Source organism: Streptomyces sp. NPDC090994, assembly GCF_044768905.1.
Lineage (GTDB): Bacteria > Actinomycetota > Actinomycetes > Streptomycetales > Streptomycetaceae > Streptomyces.
Genome location: NZ_JBIVWS010000003.1, coordinates 259,579 through 277,445, shown reverse-complemented (window position 1 = coordinate 277,445; position 17,867 = coordinate 259,579). Strand labels below are relative to the sequence as shown.

Below are 17,867 nucleotides of genomic sequence, written 5' to 3'. Positions count from 1 at the left end.
GCCCGTCTGTGCGGCGCGTCACCGGACGGCCGCCCGACGGTACGCCCAGGCGGCGACGGCCAGCGAGACCACGCCGACCGCCCCGCACACCGCGAGGTCGGCGAGGACGAGGGCCCAGTCGATCCGCTCCCCGAACGTCCGCGCGAACGCCTCCACGCCGTACGTCGACGGCAGCAGGTCCCGGGCGAACCGCACCGCCTCCGGCATCCGGTCGGCGGGCAGCACCCCGAGCAGCAGCGCCGCCGACATGCCCAGCTGGCCCAGCAGCGTGGCCAGCTCGGGCCGGGGCGCGAGCAGGCCCAGTGCCGCGCCCAGCCCGGCCAGCGCGGCGCCGGCCAGCGGGATCACGGCGATCAGCACCCACAGGTGGGTGAGCGGCAGCCCGAACAGCAGACAGCCGAACACCGCCGTGACCACGGTCCCCGGCACGGTGAAGGAGGCGTACGCCCCGGCCGCGCCCAGCACCACCGCGGCCGGCGGCACCGGCAGGGTGGCGTAGTGGTCGAGGCCGCCGCTGCCGCGGAGCTGGCCGAAGTACTGGGCGAGCAGGTTCAGCGCGACGAACGCCACGACCAGGACCGCCGAACCGGCGACCACGGCCTGTGCCTCCTCGCCGCCGTCCACCACCCCGCGCATCAGGATCATGATGCCGACGGACTGGAAGGTGGCCACGAACAGCAGCGGGATCCGCGCGACCCGGGCCCGTGACAGCTGCGCCCGGTAGACGGCCGCCAGGGAGGGCCACAGCCGCGCCCGCGGCCCCAGCTCGGCCGCGGCGGGCGCGACCTGCTCCTCGGCGGCCAGGACACCGCCCGGCAGGGCATCGGCGGGTACGACACTCACGTCGCGCTGCTCCTCTTCGCTCCGGCGGGCGTCCTGTTCGGTACGTACGGATTCGGCGGCCTGCATGCTCAGTCCCCGGGCGTTCACGCCCTCACCAGCCCCTGCCGGGCCGCGCCGCCCAGCGCCAGGTAGACGTCCTCCAGGCTGGGCGTGGCCAGTGTGAAGTCGTCCAGGGCGGCGAAGGCGGAGCCTCCGGTGACCGTGGCGACGACCGCGCGGGCCTCCTCGGGCGCCAGCCGCAGCGTCCAGCGGCGGCCCGACTCGGTGACGCGGTCGTGCAGCGCGGCCACCTCGGGGACGTGCAGCGGCGCGGCGTCGCGCCACACCAGGTCGACCCGGACCTCGCCGGCCACCTTCTCCTTCAGGCCGGCCGGTGAGTCGCAGGCGATCACCCGGCCCCGGTCCAGGACCGCGACCCGGTCCAGGACCGTCTCCGCCTCGATGACGTTGTGGGTGACCAGCAGCACCGTCGTGCCGTGCTCGGCGCGGCGCCGGTCGACGGCAGCCCAGACGGCCCGGCGGGCCACCGGGTCCATGCCGGTGGTCGGCTCGTCCAGGACGAGCAGCGGCCGCTCTCCCACCAGCGCGGTGGCGAAGCAGGCCAGCCGCCGCTGGCCGCCGGAGAGCTTCTTGAGGGCGCGGGAGGCGATCGGGGTGAGGCCGAGTTCGTCGAGGACGGCGCCGGTCTCCGCGCGCGCCCGGCGGGCGTCGAGGCCGCGCAGCCGTCCGGTGGTCTCGGCGGCGAGCCAGACCGTCAGCTCGTCCAGGGCGGTGGACTCCTGCCCGAGGTAGGCGAGGAGGCGCGCGGCCCGCTCGGGGTGGCGGACGATGTCGTGGCCGTAGAGGCGCACGCTCCCGGAGTCCGGCCGCATCAGCCCGGTCAACTGCCGCACCAGGGTGGACTTGCCGGCCCCGTTCGGCCCGAGCAGTCCGAAGATCTCGCCGCGCGCGATGTCCAGCGCCACGTCGTCGGTGGCCCGGACCTCGGGGGCGGCCGGAGCACCGCGCCGGCCGCGTACCGCCGGATAGGTCTTGGTCAGCCCCCGCACCACGCACACGGCATCGCCACCGGGTCGAAGTGCCTGTGCCGCGCGCGTACTCACAAGGGACGAGACTACGGGGTGCGCGCGCCCGGGCCGCGCCCGGGTAGGCCCACGGGGGCGGGTCCGGCGGGGCTCTCACTCGGTCGCGGGACTGTGTTCCACCGCCGTCCGCACCCCGATCTCGCGCCAGAAGCCGGCCCGGATGGCGTACCGGTCCTGCTCGTCGATCTGGTCGTCCTTGTGGGCGAGCAGCCCGAAGCGGGCCGCGTAGCGCAGCAGCTCGCCGTCGATGCGGTGCGGGACGCGCGGGTACATGCCGGACAGCTTCTGGAGGTGGCTCTGGTCGCCGAGGCGCTCCACCCAGCGGCGGGCGAAGACCTGTCCGACCTCGTACGGGTCGCCGCCGACCGTGGTGATGTCCTCCTCCCGGTCGGCCCACCGCTGTTCGGCGGTGGTGAGCTGGGCCAGCGTCGGCATGGAGGCGGCCTCGGGGGGCTCGCCGGCCGGCCGGTCGACCCAGCCCTTGTCGGAGGACCAGCGCAGGGTGGCACTGGCGGGGGGCTGCTGGACGGGCTGGGGTCCGGGGGCGCGCAGGGCGGCCAGGTCCTTGGGGGTGGGGACGCCCTTGGCGGCGGGGCCGCGGTCCTCCGGTCCCGCGCCGTTGCGGGAGGCGCCGGGCGGGGCGGGGTGCGGGCGCTCCTCGGGGTGCCGCTCGGCCGCGGCGGCGAGCGCGGACTCGGGCAGCGGCGCGGAGAGGATCGCGGCGATCTCCGGCCGGGGCACGGGCGGCGGCGCGCACACCCCGGTCAGCTCCTTGGCGCGGACGGCCTGGGTGATCCAGGCGCGGTCCAGGACGCGCCGCTCGTCGGCCTCGGCGACCAGGTCCTCGGACTGGTTGTAGTCGCCGTCGGCGGCCTGCACGGCCCACAGGTGGACGGCGACGCCGTGCTCCTTGGCGGCCATCATGCCCGGCAGCAGGTCGCCGTCGCCGGTGACCAGGACGACGTCGGAGCAGGCCCGGTTGCGGGCCAGCTCGGTCAGCTCGGCGTGCATCGCGGCGTCCACGCCCTTCTGCGCCCAGCGGCCGTCGCTGCGGGTCAGCGCGCCGAGCCGGACGGTGACCCGGGGCATCACGCGCAGCCGGCGGTGCTCGGGCTGCGGGACGCGGTCGGGGGCGCCGTCGAACCAGTAGATGCGCAGCAGGGGCTGCTGCGTGTCGTCCTGGGCGCGTTCGCGCAGCCCCTGGATGAGGGCGGCGTGATCGACGGTGATGCGGGACCGCGAGGGTTCCCCGGCGAGGAGACTGGCGGCGGCCCCCAGCAGATACCCGGCGTCCACCAGGACGATGCAGCGGTCCACGCTTTCCACCCTCTTTCCGGGAGGTTTGCTTCGGGCTTGCTTCGAGTCTGCCCGACCGGGCGGGGGTTAACGGTCGGAACTCGATCTTCGGCGTGGCGTTTGCGGTCCGGGCGCCCCGATGAAGCGGGTCACCGACGGTAATTGTCCAACATGCGTTCTTTATCGGCCTATGTGAATCTGGTCGAGGCTCTGGCCACTGATTTCCCCACAGGAGGCACCATCATGGCCAAGAACAAGAACAACCGTGACCGTAAGCAGTCCAAGTCCGAACGTACGCAGCAGGCGGACCGCCCCGTAGCGGCGGCCCGGGACGAGCAGCTCGCCCCGCCGCTGGCGCACACCGACACCGCCGTGCGCGGCAAGCGGCAGAAGCGCTTCGGTCACAACTGACGGCCGCAGAACGCCGGGAGACGCCGAGGGGCGCATCCGCTGCCGGATGCGCCCCTCGGTCAGCCTCGGTCAGGTGGACAGCTCGGTGGCTCAGCCCGCCAGGCAGGACGGGCCCAGCAGCACCTTCAGGTCGCCGAAGAGCGCCGGGTCGGGCTTGACGCGGTGCCGGTCCAGGCGGAGCACGGTGGTCTTCGTCGGCCCCTGGAGCTTGATCCGGACCTCGCTGTCGCCCCGGTGGTGGGTGAGGATCTCGCCGAGGCGGCTGACCATCGGCGGGGTGACCCTCGTCGCCGGGATGGTGAGCACCACGGGCGCGTTGGCGCCCGCGTTGGACAGGTCGGGGACCTGGAGCTCCATCGCCACCAGGCGCGGCACGTCCTCGCGCTTGTCGAGGCGGCCCTTGACGAACACCACGGCGTCCTCGACGAGTTGGGTCGACACCAGCTGGTACGTCGCCGGGAAGAACATGCACTCCAGGGAACCGGCGAGGTCCTCGACGGTGGCGATCGCCCAGGCGTTGCCCTGCTTGGTCATCTTGCGCTGGAGGCCGGAGATGATGCCGCCGATGGTGACGACCGCGCCGTCGCCGAAGTCGCCGCCGGTGAGCTGGGAGATGCCCGCGTCGGCCTTGTCGGACAGCACGTGTTCCAGGCCGAAGAGCGGGTGGTCGGAGACGTAGAGGCCGAGCATCTCCCGCTCCTGGGCGAGGAGGTAGGTCTTGTCCCACTCCTCGGTGGAGAACTCCACGTCCAGGCCGAAGCCCGGCTCGTCGTTCGCCTCCTCGCCCATGCCGCCGAACAGGTCGAACTGGCCCTCGGCCTCCTTGCGCTTGACCGCGACCACGTTGTCGATCATCGGCTCGTACTGCGCGGTGAGGCCCTTGCGGGTGTGGCCCAGCTCGTCGAAGGCGCCGGCCTTGATCAGCGACTCCGTGGTCCGCTTGTTGCAGACGACCGCCTCGACCTTGTCCAGGTAGTCGGGGAAGGAGGCGTACTTCCCCTTCGCCTTGCGGCACCTGATGATCGACTCGACGACGTTGGTGCCCACGTTGCGCACCGCGGAGAGGCCGAAGAGGATCACGTCGTCGCCCTGGGCGGCGAAGTTGGACATCGACTCGTTGACGTTGGGCGGCAGCACCTTGATGCCCATGCGCCGGCACTCGTTCAGATAGACGGCCGACTTGTCCTTGTCGTCCTTGACCGAGGTGAGCAGGGCGGCCATGTACTCGGCCGGGTAATTGGCCTTGAGGTAGGCGGTCCAGTAGGAGACCAGGCCGTACGCGGCGGAGTGCGCCTTGTTGAACGCGTAGCCGGCGAAGGGGACCAGCACGTCCCACAGCGCCTGGATCGCCTCGTCGCTGTAGCCGTTCTTGCGGGCGCCGGCCTGGAAGAGGACGAAGTTCTTGGCCAGTTCGTCGGGCTTCTTCTTGCCCATCACGCGGCGCAGGATGTCGGCCTCGCCGAGCGAGTAGCCGGCGATGATCTGTGCGGCCTTCTGCACCTGCTCCTGGTAGACGATCAGGCCGTAGGTGACGTCCAGGACCTCCTTGAGCGGCTCCTCCAGTTCCTTGTGGATCGGGGTGATCTCCTGGAGGCCGTTCTTGCGCAGCGCGTAGTTGGTGTGCGAGTCCATGCCCATCGGGCCCGGGCGGTACAGGGCCGACACGGCGGAGATGTCTTCGAAGTTGTCGGGCTTCATCAGGCGCAGCAGCGAGCGCATGGGGCCGCCGTCGAACTGGAAGACACCGAGGGTGTCGCCGCGCTGGAGCAGTTCGAAGGTCGTGGGGTCGTCCAGCGGCAGGGAGAGCAGGTCCAGCTCGACGCCCTTGTTGGACTTCACCATCTTGACGGCGTCGTCCATGATCGTCAGGTTGCGCAGGCCGAGGAAGTCCATCTTCAGCAGGCCGAGCGACTCGCACTGCGGGTAGTCCCACTGGGTGATGGTCACGCCGTCGGTGTGCCGCACCCAGATCGGGGCGTGGTCGACGATCGGCTCGCTGGACATGATCACGCCGGCCGCGTGCACGCCCATCTGCCGGACCAGGCCCTCGACGCCCTTGGCGGTGTCGATGACCTTCTTGACGTCCGGCTCGTTCTCGTACATCGAGCGGATCTCGCCGGCCTCGCTGTAGCGGGGGTGGGAGGGGTCCGTGATGCCGTTGAGGTCGATGCCCTTGCCGAGGACGTCGGCGGGCATCGCCTTGGTGAGCCGGTCGCCCATCGCGTACGGGTAGCCCAGCACGCGCGCGGAGTCCTTGATGGCGTTCTTCGCCTTGATCTTGCCGTACGTGCCGATCATGGCGACCTTGTCGGCGCCGTACTTCTCCGTCACGTACCTGATCACCTCGACGCGCCGACGCTCGTCGAAGTCGATGTCGACGTCGGGCATGGAGACGCGCTCGGGGTTGAGGAACCGCTCGAAGATCAGGCCGTGCGGGATCGGGTCGAGGTCGGTGATGCCCATGGCGTACGCCACGATGGAACCGGCCGCGGAGCCTCGGCCGGGGCCGACCGCGATGCCCTGGTTCTTGGCCCACATGATGAAGTCGGCGACCACGAGGAAGTAGCCCGGGAACCCCATCTGGATGATGACGTCCATCTCGTACTCGGCCTGCTTCTGGCGGTCCTCGGGGACGCCGCCCGGGTAGCGGCGCTCCATGCCGCGGCGGACCTCCTCCTGGAACCAGGTGACCTCGGTGTAGCCCTCGGGGATGTCGAACTTGGGCATCAGGTCGCGCTTCTCGAACATGCCCGTGGTGTCGACCATCTCGGCGACCAGGAGCGTGTTGGCGCAGCCCTCCTGCCAGGCGTCCGAGGAGTCGATGGCGTACATCTCCTCCGTGGACTTCAGGTAGTAGCCGGTGCCGTCGAACTTGAAGCGGTCGGGGTCGGAGAGGTTCTTGCCGGTCTGGATGCACAGCAGCGCGTCGTGGGCGGTCGCCTCGTGCGCGTAGGTGTAGTGCGAGTCGTTGGTGACCAGCGGGGGGATGCCGAGCTTCTTGCCGATCTCCAGGAGGCCGTCGCGGACCCGGTGCTCGATGTCGATGCCGTGGTCCATCAGCTCCAGGAAGTACTTGTCCTTGCCGAAGATGTCCTGGTACTCGGAGGCCGCCTTCAGCGCCTCGTCGAACTGGCCGAGCCGCAGCCGGGTCTGCACCTCGCCGGAGGGGCAGCCGGTGGAGGCGACGATCCCCTCGGACCACTGGGAGATCGTCTCCTTGTCCATCCGGGGCCACTTCTGCAGCCAGCCCTCGGCGTAGGCGTCGGAGGAGAGCTTGAAGAGGTTGTGCAGCCCGGTCTTGTTCACCGCCCACATCGTCTTGTGGGTGTAACCGCCGGAACCGGAGACGTCGTCCCGCTTCTGGTGCGGCTGGCCCCACTGGATCTTGCGCTTGTTGCGCCGCGACTCGGGCGCGACGTACGCCTCGATCCCGATGATCGGGGTGATGCCGGCCTTCTGCGCCGTGTGGAAGAAGTCGTACGCCCCGTGCAGGTTGCCGTGGTCGGACATGGCGACATGTGTCATGCCCATGTTGTTGCAGGCCTCGAACATGTCCTTCAGCCGCGCGGCACCGTCCAGCAGCGAGTACTGGGTGTGGACGTGCAGGTGCGTGAACGGCGGCTTGGACACGTTCGGCCTCCTGGGCAAACTCGGGGTGACGGGCTGCGGGCAGTCCGGGGGGTCAGCGTCGAAGTCTATGCCTCGCGACTGACACTCCGGGGGCCTCCCCGCGTACCTTCGAGCGAGGCGTTTCGCGGGCACTCCCGCGCGCCGTCGGACGTTGGTCCGGTCGGACGATCCGTTCCGGTCGCCACGCGCATGTACGCACCGTCAGCACCAGGAGGCACCCCGCGATGTCGGTCCCGCAGCTCAGCGACGAGCACCGCGACGAGGAGATCCTCGCCGTCTTCGACACCGCCTTCGGCGACCTGCTGGCCGCCGACCCGGCGGCCTTCCGGGTGAAGTTCCGGAAGATGGCGGCCTCGGCCTTCGCGTTCTACCGGGGCACCGCCTGCCTGTTCTACCGCGACCTGGACGCCGCCGGCCGCGAGGGCTCCGACCGCGGCCCGTACCTGGACGAGCGCACCTCCCGCGTGTGGATCCACGGCGACCTGCACGCGGAGAACTTCGGCACGTACATGGACTCCACCGGCCGGCTGATCTTCAACGTCAACGACTTCGACGAGGCCTACGTCGGCCCCTTCACCTGGGACCTCAAGCGCTTCGCGGCGTCGATCGCGCTGATCGGGTACGCCAAGGCGCTCAGCGACGAGCAGATCACCGAGCTGGTGACGGTGTACGCGGGCGCGTACCGCGAGCGCATCCGCGCCCTGGCCACCGGCGCCAAGAGCGACGAGGTGCCGCCGTTCACCCTGGACACCGCCCAGGGGCCGCTGCTCGACGCGCTGCGCGACGCCCGTTCGCTGACCCGGTTCGGGCTGCTGGACTCGATGACGGAGATCCGTGACTTCGAGCGCCGCTTCGCGCCCGGCGGCGGCAGCGTGGAGCTGGACGCGGCCACCCGCTACAAGGTGCTGGCCGCCTTCGACGGCTATCTGGAGACGCTCCCGGAGTCCTCGCTGACCCGCCCGGACTCCTACCGGGTCAAGGACGTGGTGGGCCGCCGGGGCATCGGCATCGGCTCGGCCGGGCTGCCGTCGTACAACATCCTCCTGGAGGGCAACAGCGACGCCCTGGAGAACGACGTCGTCATCTACATCAAGCAGGCCCAGACCCCGGCCGTCTCCCGGCACATCACCGACCCGGCGATCCGCGACTACTTCCAGCACGAGGGCCACCGCACGGTGATCTCCCAGCGCGCCCTGCAGGCGCACGCCGACCCGTGGCTGGGCTGGACCGAGCTGGACGGCGCGGGACAGCTGGTCGCCGAGATCTCGCCGTACGCCGTCGACCTGGACTGGAGCGACATCGACGACCCGGAGGAGATCGCCGAGGTGGTCGCCGACCTCGGCCGGGCCACGGCCGCGATGCACGCGGCGGCGGACGACCAGTCCGGCGAGTCGCTGGTGCCGTTCTCCACGGAGCGGGCCATCGACGCGGCGATCGCGGCCGACGAGGACGGCTTCGCGCCCCTGCTGGTGGAGTTCGCGCACGCCTACGGGGCACGCGCGCGTGCCGACCACCAGATCTTCGTCGACCTGTTCCGCAACGGCCGGATCCCGGGTCTGTGAATTCTCGGTACCGGGCTTTTCCCACAGCCGCCCTTTAGGGTTCCTTTACCGGAGCCCGTGTCACACTCTCTACGCCATGGACATATCCGGAACCCCGCTCAGAGCCGTCCGCGCGGCGCTGTTCACGGCACTCGCCGTGACCCTCGGCACCGCGTCGCACGTGCTGCTGTCCGGGGTCCCGCTGCCGCTGCCCACGGTGGCCCTGGTCGCGGCCGGTGTGTTCCTCGTCGCGTACGCCCTGGCGGGCCGCGAGCGCTCCTACGGCCGGATCGCCGCCCTGCTGATCCCGCTGGAGCTGGCCGCCGACACGGTCTTCACCACCGGCCAGCACGTCTGTTACGGCCCGGCGGGCGGCCCGGTCGCCGGTCCGCTGCGCTCGGTCGGCTTCGACGTGCTGTGCGGTGACGGCACCGGCGTCCACGCCGACGTCACCAACCCGCTGACCCAGGTCACCGGCGCCGGCACGGACCGGCTCGCGGCCCTGCTCGCCGACTCGACGCCCGGCACCTCCTGGCTGCTGCTGGCCGCGCACATCGGCGTCGGCCTGCTCGCCGCCGGCTGGCTGCGGCACGGCGAGAGCGCGCTGGCCCAGCTGCTGCGGGCGGCCGCCGCGACCACGTTCCGGCCGCTGCTGCTGGCCGCCGCGGCGGTCACCGTACGCCCGGTCCCGGCCCCGCGCCGCCCGGCGCGCCCGGTCCGCCGTACCGCCACCGCCCGCGACCGCGTCCTCACCCACTCCCTGGGGCGGCGCGGACCGCCGTGCTCGCTCGCCTTCGGGTGACCACCCGACACCGAGCACCGGCAGTCCCCCACACCACCCCCGCGCACCCGCGTGTGCGCCTCCCCACGGAGTCACGACACCATGAGCAAGCGAAACAGCCAGCAGCAGAAGACGGCGGCCCGTGAGCGGCTGCGCCAGGAGCGCGAGCGCCAGGCCAAGCGCGACAAGGCCAAGCGGCAGATCATCGTCGCCTGTTCCATCGTCGGCGTCCTGGCGATAGCCGGCGGCATCGGCTACGCCGTCGTGCAGGCCAACAAGCCCACCCACTGGGAGACGGTGGCGGACGAGACGAAGATCGTCGCCCCGGCCAACACCACGGGCGAGAACGGCACCACCGTGGTCATCGGCGAGGACAGCGCCAAGAAGACCCTGAAGGTCTACGAGGACCCGCGCTGCCCGATCTGCGCCGCGTTCGAGCAGGCGGCCGGCTCGACCCTGGAGAAGGACGTCGAGGACGGCAAGTACAAGGTCCAGTTCGTCGGCGGCACCTTCCTCGACGGCGACACCGAGAAGGACGGCGAGTTCTCGGTCGGCTCGCACGGCGAGGGTTCCAAGAACGCCATGAGCGCCCTGGGCGCCGCGCTGAACGTGAGCCCGGAGGCGTTCCTGAAGTACAAGTCGGCGCTCTACTCGGCCAAGTGGCACCCCGAGGAGAGCGACGACAAGTTCAAGGACGACGACTACCTGATCAAGATCGCCGACACCGTTCCGGCGCTGAAGGACAACGCCAAGTTCGAGAACGCCGTGACGAAGGGCACCTACGACGCCTGGGCGCTGGCCATGTCCGACGCCTTCAACAAGAACAAGGACGGCGTCACCGGCACCCCGAGCCTCGTGATGGACGGCAAGCAGCTCCAGACCTCCAGCGGCAACGCGCCGATGACCGCCGCGGAGTTCACCGAGGTGGTCGGCGCCGCCCTGAAGTGACGCCCTGAAGCGACGCCCTGAAGCGACGCCGTGAAGTAACACCCTGAAGTGATGCCGAAGAGCGGGTGAACTCTCACCGGTTCACCCGCTCCCCCGGCTTACCGGCCAGTAGCCTGACCGGCCGTGACCAGCCGATCCAGATCTCCCCAGAACGCTCCCAGCCGCCGTACGGTCGTCAAGGCCGCGGCCGGCGGTGCCGTCCTGGCCGCCCCGCTCGCCGCCGCCCGGCCCGCCGGTGCCGCCGGCGCCGCCCCCGCCTTCCTGCACGGCGTGGCCTCCGGCGACCCCCTGCCCGACGGCATCCTGCTGTGGACCCGGGTGACCCCGGCGCCCGAGGCGATACCCGGCTCCGGGACCGGCCCGGACACCCCGGTGAGCTGGACCGTCGCCACCGACCGGGCGCTGACGGACGTCGTCGCCAAGGGCACCGTCACCGCCCGCGCATCCTCCGACCACACCGTCAAGGCCGACGTGCGGGGCCTGTCCCCCGCCACCGACTACTGGTTCCGCTTCTCCGCCGGCGGCACCGACTCCCCCGTCGGCCGCACCCGTACCGCGCCCGCCGCCGACGCCGCCGTCACCGGCCTGCGGTTCGGCGTGGTCTCCTGCTCCAACTGGGAGGCCGGCCACTTCTCGGCCTACCGCCACCTCGCGGCCCGCGGCGACCTCGACGCCTGGCTCCACCTGGGCGACTACATCTACGAGTACGGCACCGGCGAGTACGGCACCCGTGGCACCGTCGTCCGCCCCACCGCGCCCGCGCACGAGATCCTCACCCTCGCCGACTACCGCGTCCGGCACGCCCTGCACAAGACCGACCCCGACCTCCAGGCGCTGCACGCGGCGGCGCCCGTCGTCGCGATCTGGGACGACCACGAGATCGCCAACGACGCCTGGTCCGGCGGCGCGGAGAACCACACCGAGGCCACCGAGGGCGCCTGGGCGGCGCGGCAGGCCGCCGCCAAGCAGGCGTACTTCGAGTGGATGCCGGTCCGCCCGGCGCTGGCCGGCACCACCTACCGCCGGCTGCGCTTCGGCAAGCTCGCCGATCTGTCGCTGCTGGACCTGCGCACCTACCGCTCCCAGCAGGTCTTGGCCGGGAGCGGCGACGTCGACGACCCGGAGCGCACGCTCACCGGCCGCGCCCAGCTCGACTGGCTCAAGGCCGGGCTGACCGCCTCCGACACCACTTGGCGGCTGGTCGGCAACTCGGTGATGATCTCGCCGTTCGCCGTCGGCGCGCTCTCCGCCGAGCTGCTGAAGCCGCTGGCGGAGCTGCTGGGCCTGCCGCAGGAGGGCCTGGCCCTCAACACCGACCAGTGGGACGGCTACACCGACGACCGCCGCGAACTCCTGGCCCACCTGCGGGCGGGCGCCATCCGCAACACCGTCTTCCTGACCGGCGACATCCACATGGCCTGGGCCAACGACGTGCCGGTGAACGCCGGCACCTACCCGCTGTCGGCGTCGGCCGCCACCGAGTTCGTCGTCACCTCGGTGACCTCCGACAACCTCGACGACCTCGTCGACGTCCCCGAGGGCACCGTGTCCGCGCTCGCCGCGCCGCTGATCCGGGCCGCCAACCGGCACGTCCACTGGGTCGACACCGACCGGCACGGCTACGGCGTCCTGGACGTCACCGCCGAGCGGACGCAGATGGACTACTACGTGCTGTCCGACCGCACCGACCCGGACGCCACGTCCGCCTGGGCGCGCTCGTACCGCACCCGCAGCGGCACCCAGCGGGTCGAGCGCGTCTACGACCCGGTCTGAGCCTCCTGCTGGAGCGAGTCGAGGAAGCCGAGCGCCGTCCGCCAGGTGGCCTCGGCCGCCTCGGCGTCGTAGTCGGGCAGGTCCGGGTCGGTGTAGAGATGGCCGGCGCCCGCGTACCGGTACACCTCCACATCGGCTCCGGCCCGGCCCATCTGGAGGTACCAGGCGCTGAGCCAGTCGTCGGTCTCGAACGGGTCGGGCTCGGCGACGTGCAGCTGCACCGGCAGGTCGTCCACCGAGGCGTTGGGCGCGATGTCCGAGGTGCCGTGCAGGAGCAGCAGCCCCTTGGCCCGGTGGTCGCCGAGGGCGAGGGTCTGCGCGACGGAGGCGCCGAGCGAGAACCCGGCGTACACCAGGCCCCGCTCCGAGTACGGCGCGGCGGCCAGCACGGCCCGCTTCAGCAGCTCCTCCCGCCCGATGCCCTCGTTGTGCTCCATTCCCTCCTCCACCGTGTCGAACGTCCGTCCCTCGAAGAGGTCGGGCGTCCACACCTGGTGACCGGCGTCACGCAGCCGGTCGGCGGCCTGGCGCACCGCGGGCCGGAGGCCGAAGGTCGAGTGAAAGAGCACGATGTTCATGGACCCATCGTGCCAGCAGGGTCTGACATGTCACACATTCGGCTCCAGGGCCACATGTTCAGGTCCGGCGGTGCCGGTTACGTTCCTGGGATGGAGAACATACTCCGCCCACTGATCGTGGTCGGCGGCTCGGTGCTGTTGACCCTGGTCATCGGCTGGGCCACCGACCTGCTGCTGCGCAAGGCCGACGAACGGCACCACGAGACGCCCCTGTGGGGCCTGCTGCGCCGCGCCCGCATCCCCTACCAGCTGCTGCTGTGCGCGGCGCTGCTCAGAGGGACGTACGTCGAGTCCCGGGTCTTCCCGGCGCACCGGAGCCTGATCGGCCACATACTCACGCTGGTGCTGATCGGCTCGGCCGCCTGGCTGGTGGTGCGGATCGCCGCGGCGGTCGTGGAGACGTCGTACACCAGGTACGCCCAGGCCCGCTCCCAGCGCGACCCGGCCCGGGTGCGCCGGGTGCGCACCCAGGTCTCACTGATCATGCGGGTGGTCTCGGCGGTGGTCGGCGTGGTGGCCGTGTCGTCGATGCTGCTGACGTTCAAGGAGATGCGCACGGCCGGCGCCTCGCTGCTGGCCTCGGCCGGGGTGCTCGGCATCGTCGCCGGCATCGCCGCGCAGTCCACGCTCAGCAACATGTTCGCCGGGTTCCAGATCGCGTTCGGCGACATGGTCCGCATCGGCGACACGGTGGTGGTGGACGGCGAGTGGGGCACCGTCGAGGAGATCACCCTGACCTTCCTGACCGTGCGCACCTGGGACGAGCGCCGGATCACCATGCCGGTGTCGTACTTCACGTCCAAGCCGTTCGAGAACTGGTCGCGCGGCACCCCGCAGATGACCGGCACCGTCTTCTGGTACCTGGACCACACGGCGCCGGTGGACGCGATGCGCGAGCGGCTCCGCGACATCCTGCGCCAGTGCCCGGCCTGGGACGGCCGCGCGTACAACCTGACCGTCACCGACACCACCCCGAACACCATCGAGGTACGGGCGCTGGTGACGGCGAAGGACGCGGACGACATCTGGACGGTACGGGTCGAGGTGCGCGAGCAGATGATCCGCTGGCTGGCCGACGAGCACCCCTACGCCCTGCCCCGCGTCAACACGGCCGACGCGGCCCTCCCGCCCGGCCGCCGCGCCTCCCTGCGCAAGCCCTCCCCCGACGGCGCGGCACGCCGCCTGCCGCACCAGCCGACCCGGGGCCAGCCGCACTGACCCGGCGGGCCCACCGGCGGTCAGCGCAGGCTGCGTACGTCCAGATGCCGCAGCACCCGGTCGACGATCTCCGGATCGGCGCCGGGTTCGCTGCGCGCGGCCAGCACCTCGTGCCGGGCGGCGCTCAGCATCTCGCCCTGGATGCGGCGGAGCCGCTTGATCCGCCGCGCCCGCTGCTCGTGCGCCTCGCGCCGCTCCTCGTCGCCGATCTCCGGGCTGATCCGCAGGCCGATGTCGAAGGCCCGCCGCAGCATCTGCTCGGTCAGCTCCTCCGGCAGCTCCTCGACCGCCTCGATCTCGCGCAGCCGCTGCCGGGCCGCCTTGGCCGCGCGCCGGGCGAGGGTGCGCTCGAACTCCTTCTCCTGCTCGGTATCGGCCGTCACCCGCAGCCGCCCGACCAGCCAGGGCAGGGTCAGCCCCTGCACCAGCAGCGTCACCAGGATCACCCCGAACGCGATGAAAACGATCTCCTCGCGGTGCGGGAAGGGCGACCCGTCGTCCGTCTCCAGCGGGATCGCCAGGGCCAGCGCCACCGAGGCCACCCCGCGCATCCCCGCCCACCACATGACGACGGTCTCCCGCAGGCTCATCGGGATGTCCTCGTCCCGGTCCCGTTTGGCGTGCAGCCGTTTCGTCAGCCAGGTCGCCGGCAGCAGCCACAGCAGCCGCACCAGGATCACCACGCCCACCACGGCCCCGGCCCAGCCCAGCAGCTCGGCCCAGTGCCCGGACGCGGTCCGCACCGCGTTGTGCAGCTCCAGGCCGATCAGCCCGAAGGCGACCCCGGTGACCAGGGTGTCGACGACATCCCAGACGGTGTGCCCGGCCAGCCGGGTGAGCACGTCGTCGGCGTCGGAGGCGTACTCGGCGAGGAACATCGCGGTGGTGAGCACGGCCAGCACCCCGGAGCCGTGCAGTTCCTCGGCGAGGACGTAGGAGGCGTACGGCACCAGCAGCGTCAGCCCGATCTGCAGGGTCGCGTCGCCCAGCAGGCCGAGGACCTTGTTGGCCGCCCACCCGAGCGCCAGGCCGACGGCGACGGCGACCACGGCGGACAGCACCAGGTCGAACCCGGCCGACCAGGGCGAGAAGGTCCCGCCCACGGCGGCGGCGATGGCGACGTTGTACAGGACGATGGCCGTGACGTCGTTGAAGAGCCCCTCGCCCTCCAGGATGGACACCAGGCGGCGGGGCAGTCCCAGCTGCCCGGCGACGGCCGTGGCGGCGACCGGGTCGGGCGGCGCCACCAGCGCCCCGAGCGCGAAGGCGGCGGCGAGGCCGAGGCCCGGCACGATCGCGTGGGCCACGGCGGCCACGCAGGTCATGGTGACGAAGACCAGCGCGACGGCCAGCAGGAAGATGGGCCGTTTGTTGGCCGCGAACTGCCGCCAGGAGGTACGCCGTACGGCGGCGTACAGCAGCGGCGGCAGCAGGGCGGGCAGGATCAGGTCGGGCGGGATGTCGACGTTGGGCACGAAGTCGAGCAGCGCCAGCACGATGCCGAGCACCGTCATCAGCACCGGCGCCGGCAGCCCGAACCGGTCGCCGACCGGGACGCTCAGCAGGGCCCCGAGCAACAGCACGAACAACAGGGCCAACTGATCCACGGTCAGCGCTCCGGAGGGTTCTCGGCGATCACACGGCAGGCTTCCAGCCTGCCACCTCGCCTTCCCCGTCGCCCCGCCGAGAACCCTGGGTCACAGCACGCGTCGCATCGCGCGGTGCGGTATCCCCGCGTCGGGGAACTCCGGACCGTACGCCGTGTAGCCGAGCCGTTCGTAGAAGCCGAGGGCGTGGGTCTGCGCGTGCAGGTCCACCGCCGTGAGCCCGCGCGCGCGTGCCGCGTCCTCGATGGCCCGCACCAGCGCGGCCCCGACGCCCAGCCCCCGGGCCGCCCGGGTCACGGCGAGCCGCCCCAGCGACCCCACGCCCGGGGCGCCGCCGGTCTTCCCGGCCGCCGCGTCCCCGGTCAGCAGCCGCCCGGTGCCGAGCGGCACGCCGTCCTCGCGGACCGCCAGGACGTGCGTGGCGACGGCGTCGTAGGCGTCGTACTCGATCTCCTCGTCGACGCCCTGCTCGGCGACGAAGACCTCCTTGCGGACCGCGAAGCACGCCTCGCGGTCGGCGGGGTCCTCGGCCATGCGCACCTCGTACACCGGTGTACCGCCGCTCATGCGTAGGTCTCCTCCCTGACCCGGTCCAGGGCCTGCTGGAGGTCGTCCGGGTAGTCGCTGGCGTACTCCACCCAGTCGCCGGTGCCGGGGTGCTCGAAGCCGAGCCGGACGGCGTGCAGCCACTGCCGGGTCAGGCGCAGCCGCTTGGCGAGGGTCGGGTCGGCGCCGTAGATCAGGTCGCCGACGCAGGGGTGGCGGTGGGCGGCCATGTGGACGCGGATCTGGTGGGTGCGGCCGGTCTCCAGCTTCACATCGAGCAGGGAGGCCGCGCGGAACGCCTCGATCAGGTCGTAGTGCGTCACCGACGGCTTGCCCTCGGCGGTGACCGCCCACTTGTAGTCGTGCTGCGGGTGCCGTCCGATGGGCGCGTCGATGGTGCCGCTGGTCGGGTCGGGGTGGCCCTGCACCAGCGTGTGGTAGCGCTTGTCGACCGTGCGCTCCTTGAACTGGCGCTTGAGCGAGGTGTAGGCGCGCTCCGACTTGGCGACCGCCATCAGCCCGGAGGTGCCCACGTCGAGGCGGTGCACGATGCCCTGCCGCTCGGCGGCGCCGGACGTGGAGATCCGGTACCCGGCGGCGGCGAGCCCGCCGATGACCGTCGGCCCGGTCCAGCCGGGCGACGGGTGGGCGGCCACGCCGACCGGCTTGACGATGACGACCACGTCCTCGTCGTCGTGGACGATCTCCATGCCCTCGACCGGTTCGGCGACCACCTGGACCGGCGCGGGCGCCTGCGGCATCTCGACCTCCAGCCAGGCCCCGCCGCGCACCCGCTCGGACTTGCCGACCACCGAGCCGTCGACCGCCACCTTCCCCGCCGCCGCCAGCTCGGCGGCCTTGGTACGGGAGAAGCCGAACATCCGGGAGATGGCGGCGTCGACGCGCTCGCCCTCCAGGCCGTCGGGCACGGGCAGGGTACGGATCTCGGGAAGCGTGCTCACCCGGTCGAGTATGCCGGACGGCACCGGCACTCCCCGACCGGCAGGTGCTCAGTCCTTGTGGACGGTGCCGTCCGGGTCCAGGCCCCGGAAGGACAGCAGCACGATCAGGATGCCGCCGCACACGATCGCCGAGTCGGCGAGGTTGAAGACCGCGAAGTGCTTGGGCGCGATGAAGTCCACCACCGCGCCCTCGAAGACGCCCGGCGAGCGGAAGATCCGGTCGGTGAGGTTGCCGAGCGCCCCGCCGAGCAGCAGGCCCAGCGCGACGGCCCACGGCAGGCTGTAGAGCTTGCGGGCGAGCCGGGCGATCACGACGATCACGGTGGCCGCGATCACCGTGAAGATCACGGTGAACGCCTCACCGATGCCGAAGGCGGCCCCCGCGTTGCGGATCGCCACCAGCCGCAGCCAGTCCCCGACGATCTCGATCGGCTCGTGGTGCTCCAGCTTCGCCACCACGATCATCTTGCTGACCAGGTCCAGCGCGTACGCGAACACGGCCACCGCGAACAGCACGGCGATCCGGCGCTTGCCCCGGGGCCGCTCGGCGCCGGCGGCCTCCCGCTGCCCGTCCCCCGCCTCGTCCGGGGTGTCCGGCGTACCGATGATGCGCTCCGCCTCTGCCACGTGAGTCCCTCGACCTAGGTA

General features: G+C 71.7%; 15 protein-coding genes. 6 read left to right on the top strand and 9 right to left on the bottom strand.

What is annotated here, in order from left to right; genetic code table 11:
* Positions 1–18: 18 nt before the first annotated feature.
* From ACIQR3_RS08655 to ACIQR3_RS08645, 3 genes are all read right to left on the bottom strand, one after another.
* Positions 19–843, bottom strand: coding sequence for an ABC transporter permease (locus ACIQR3_RS08655; protein ID WP_403536060.1), 825 nt, complete (start codon positions 841–843; stop codon positions 19–21).
* A gap of 83 nt (positions 844–926) precedes the next feature.
* Positions 927–1,901, bottom strand: coding sequence for an ABC transporter ATP-binding protein (locus tag ACIQR3_RS08650; protein WP_403536780.1), 975 nt, complete (start codon positions 1,899–1,901; stop codon positions 927–929).
* A gap of 120 nt (positions 1,902–2,021) precedes the next feature.
* On the bottom strand, positions 2,022–3,245 hold the full coding sequence (locus ACIQR3_RS08645) for an NYN domain-containing protein (RefSeq protein ID WP_403536058.1): 1,224 nt from the start codon (positions 3,243–3,245) through the stop codon (positions 2,022–2,024).
* Positions 3,246–3,467: 222 nt separating this feature from the next.
* Between ACIQR3_RS08645 and ACIQR3_RS08640 the strand changes: the two genes are divergently transcribed.
* On the top strand, positions 3,468–3,635 hold the full coding sequence (locus ACIQR3_RS08640) for a hypothetical protein (protein ID WP_215167890.1): 168 nt from the start codon (positions 3,468–3,470) through the stop codon (positions 3,633–3,635).
* A 90-nt stretch (positions 3,636–3,725) separates the two neighbouring features.
* On the opposite strand, the gene dnaE is transcribed toward ACIQR3_RS08640, so the two are convergent.
* Complete coding sequence (gene dnaE, locus ACIQR3_RS08635; protein ID WP_403536055.1) at positions 3,726–7,265, bottom strand: DNA polymerase III subunit alpha; 3,540 nt, start codon at positions 7,263–7,265, stop codon at positions 3,726–3,728.
* 224 nt (positions 7,266–7,489) lie between these two features.
* Here dnaE and ACIQR3_RS08630 point away from each other — a divergent pair, with 224 nt between their 5' ends.
* From ACIQR3_RS08630 to ACIQR3_RS08615, 4 genes are all read left to right on the top strand, one after another.
* The gene (locus tag ACIQR3_RS08630) at positions 7,490–8,827 is read left to right on the top strand and encodes a DUF2252 domain-containing protein (protein WP_403536051.1); all 1,338 of its coding nucleotides are present in this window, start codon (positions 7,490–7,492) and stop codon (positions 8,825–8,827) included.
* 76 nt (positions 8,828–8,903) lie between these two features.
* On the top strand, positions 8,904–9,608 hold the full coding sequence (locus tag ACIQR3_RS08625; RefSeq protein WP_403536048.1) for a hypothetical protein: 705 nt from the start codon (positions 8,904–8,906) through the stop codon (positions 9,606–9,608).
* 81 nt (positions 9,609–9,689) lie between these two features.
* Positions 9,690–10,535: a thioredoxin domain-containing protein gene (locus ACIQR3_RS08620; protein WP_403536045.1), complete on the top strand. Its 846-nt coding sequence runs from the start codon at positions 9,690–9,692 to the stop codon at positions 10,533–10,535.
* Between the two features lie 123 nt (positions 10,536–10,658).
* Positions 10,659–12,308, top strand: coding sequence for an alkaline phosphatase D family protein (locus tag ACIQR3_RS08615; RefSeq protein ID WP_403536042.1), 1,650 nt, complete (start codon positions 10,659–10,661; stop codon positions 12,306–12,308).
* Here the strand turns inward: ACIQR3_RS08615 and ACIQR3_RS08610 are convergent.
* Positions 12,293–12,886, bottom strand: a complete 594-nt coding sequence (locus ACIQR3_RS08610) for a dienelactone hydrolase family protein (RefSeq protein WP_403536039.1) — start codon at positions 12,884–12,886, stop codon at positions 12,293–12,295. The genes ACIQR3_RS08615 and ACIQR3_RS08610 overlap by 16 nt on opposite strands.
* Positions 12,887–12,976: 90 nt before the next feature.
* Here ACIQR3_RS08610 and ACIQR3_RS08605 point away from each other — a divergent pair, with 90 nt between their 5' ends.
* Entirely contained in the window at positions 12,977–14,104 is a 1,128-nt protein-coding gene (locus ACIQR3_RS08605) for a mechanosensitive ion channel family protein (protein WP_403536036.1), read from the top strand.
* A 20-nt stretch (positions 14,105–14,124) separates the two neighbouring features.
* Here ACIQR3_RS08605 and ACIQR3_RS08600 read toward each other — a convergent pair whose 3' ends face one another.
* The 4 genes from ACIQR3_RS08600 to lspA form a co-directional block, all read right to left on the bottom strand.
* Positions 14,125–15,711, bottom strand: a complete 1,587-nt coding sequence (locus tag ACIQR3_RS08600) for a Na+/H+ antiporter (protein WP_403536033.1) — start codon at positions 15,709–15,711, stop codon at positions 14,125–14,127.
* 90 nt (positions 15,712–15,801) lie between these two features.
* Positions 15,802–16,278 carry a GNAT family N-acetyltransferase gene (locus ACIQR3_RS08595; RefSeq protein ID WP_403536030.1) on the bottom strand — a complete coding sequence of 159 codons (477 nt, stop codon included), beginning with the start codon at positions 16,276–16,278 and terminating at the stop codon, positions 15,802–15,804.
* Positions 16,275–17,219, bottom strand: coding sequence for an RluA family pseudouridine synthase (locus tag ACIQR3_RS08590; protein ID WP_403536027.1), 945 nt, complete (start codon positions 17,217–17,219; stop codon positions 16,275–16,277). The genes ACIQR3_RS08595 and ACIQR3_RS08590 overlap by 4 nt, the downstream gene beginning before the upstream one ends.
* Before the next feature lie 48 nt (positions 17,220–17,267).
* Positions 17,268–17,846, bottom strand: coding sequence for a signal peptidase II (gene lspA, locus ACIQR3_RS08585; protein ID WP_403536024.1), 579 nt, complete (start codon positions 17,844–17,846; stop codon positions 17,268–17,270).
* Between the last annotated feature and the right edge of the window lie 21 nt (positions 17,847–17,867).

What these genes read in the sequence shown, in the direction of transcription:
- ACIQR3_RS08630 (WP_403536051.1), top strand. Translation starts at nt 7,490, where the DNA reads ATGTCGGTCCCGCAGCTCAGCGACGAGCACCGCGACGAGGAGATCCTC.
- ACIQR3_RS08620 (WP_403536045.1), top strand. Translation starts at nt 9,690, where the DNA reads ATGAGCAAGCGAAACAGCCAGCAGCAGAAGACGGCGGCCCGTGAGCGG.
- ACIQR3_RS08605 (WP_403536036.1), top strand. Translation starts at nt 12,977, where the DNA reads ATGGAGAACATACTCCGCCCACTGATCGTGGTCGGCGGCTCGGTGCTG.
- ACIQR3_RS08610 (WP_403536039.1), bottom strand. Translation starts at nt 12,886, where the DNA reads ATGAACATCGTGCTCTTTCACTCGACCTTCGGCCTCCGGCCCGCGGTG.
- ACIQR3_RS08640 (WP_215167890.1), top strand. Translation starts at nt 3,468, where the DNA reads ATGGCCAAGAACAAGAACAACCGTGACCGTAAGCAGTCCAAGTCCGAA.
- ACIQR3_RS08595 (WP_403536030.1), bottom strand. Translation starts at nt 16,278, where the DNA reads ATGAGCGGCGGTACACCGGTGTACGAGGTGCGCATGGCCGAGGACCCC.
- ACIQR3_RS08625 (WP_403536048.1), top strand. Translation starts at nt 8,904, where the DNA reads ATGGACATATCCGGAACCCCGCTCAGAGCCGTCCGCGCGGCGCTGTTC.